1 protein-coding gene is annotated in these 298 nt (G+C 38.3%); it reads right to left on the minus strand.

Annotated features, from left to right (window positions below; translation table 11 throughout):
* Positions 1-283, minus strand: a 283-nt coding sequence (locus FFR48_RS28615; protein ID WP_162502004.1) for a helix-turn-helix domain-containing protein, incomplete at its 3' end; no start/stop codon positions are given.
* Between the last annotated feature and the right edge of the window lie 15 nt (positions 284-298).

The raw sequence follows: 298 nt of genomic DNA on the forward strand, positions 1-298 counted from the left end.
TAAAAGCATCTGACAAATATCTTAATGAGTATTGAGGGGCGCATTTAGATACTTCATAATACCAAGGATGGGTAGATTTAATGGCTGCTACTAACCATTTGTGTAAATCTATGGCTGTGGGAAATTTGATTTTGTCTTGAGGATTAAGTTTATTATGTAATAGTACCTGTCGACAAAGTGCTAAACCTTGATTCCAAGCGTGTCTGGCTACTCCTGCGTGTTGCGCCAGTAGTAGTCGTTGTTGCTTGTTAACTTTGAGTTGGGTTTTGAATCCTAGTAGCATACAGTGATTTTACTG

Source organism: Sphaerospermopsis reniformis (assembly GCF_005402885.1).
Classification (GTDB): Bacteria; Cyanobacteriota; Cyanobacteriia; order Cyanobacteriales; family Nostocaceae; genus Sphaerospermopsis; species Sphaerospermopsis kisseleviana.